Below are 994 nucleotides of genomic sequence, written 5' to 3'. Positions count from 1 at the left end.
GGCGGCGTGCCGCCGACCCGCCCGATTCACTCCTCCAGCCCAGCCTCTAAATCCTCGCGGCGCGTGCCGGTCACGGCCATCGTCCGTCTGCAACCGCTCACGCCACGTCGCTGGCCGGACGGTTACCGCGCGCGAGAGCAGCGCGTCCCATGCATCCAAACGCGCGGGGCCACTCGGGACGGAACCTCCCACCGCTGGCGCCACGGTGCCCGCTCCCGCTCCTGTTGATTCATCTCTGGGGATTCGGCGGCGATTGAGCCGCGCTGATTCGTCGGGCCCTGTCACGCCGAGGGGCGCTGACGGCGCAGGGAGCGCTTCCACCAGCGGCGCACTCCGGTGAGGCGCGGTGTTCCTGGCGTGAGCCTGGGCCTTGGCGGGGACAAGCGTGGCGTATCCCGTGGCCAGCACCACCGCCACCCACAGCAGGATGTTAGCGCGCATTGTCCGCCCCCAGGCCCACCGACGCGAAGGCCCCCGGTCGCAGCGCCCCTTCCGCCGTGGGGAACAGCAGCGTGCCTCCTGTTCCCATCGCGTAGAGCTTCCCGCCCAGGAATCGCCAGCGCACTTCCGCCGCCCCCAGGTAGCGCGCTCCGCGTTGCCCTATACCCACGCCAAGGCCCTTCAATGCCACTTCCAGACTGCGGTCGAAGAGCTGCACAGCCACGCGCCCGTCCACGTCGAAGCGCCCCCAGGAGAACGCCTCCGCGCCCAGCGACAGCTTGAGGTGCTTGTAGAGCCCCCCGTAGCTGACGGCATCCCAACCAACCACCGCCTCGCCATAGGCCGAGTAGCCATCGGGAAACGAAGCATTCGCGAGCGGCATGTCATCCGGGCCCGCGGCCTTGAAGCGCGCCAGCTCGTAGTCAGGACCGAAGAACCCTTGCCGGAAACCGCCTTGCTGACGCCGCACCTCCAGCCGCAGGGTCATGTCCAGCGTCGAAGTCACTGCGTCCGCGCCCACGCCCGCCACGGCCCCCCATGCGCCCCCCTCACC

Annotated in this window: 1 pseudogene; it reads right to left on the bottom strand. The window is 70.0% G+C overall.

Going from position 1 to position 994, the window contains the following annotated elements:
- Positions 1 to 430: 430 nt before the first annotated feature.
- Positions 431 to 994: pseudogene (locus tag F8M74_RS37160) on the bottom strand (hypothetical protein); the annotation flags it as partial.

This window comes from Myxococcus sp. CA023, assembly GCF_010998615.1.
In the GTDB taxonomy this organism is placed as follows: domain Bacteria; phylum Myxococcota; class Myxococcia; order Myxococcales; family Myxococcaceae; genus Myxococcus.
The sequence above is the reverse complement of the archived record's forward strand: the minus strand, read 5'-3'. Positions and strand labels throughout refer to the sequence as shown.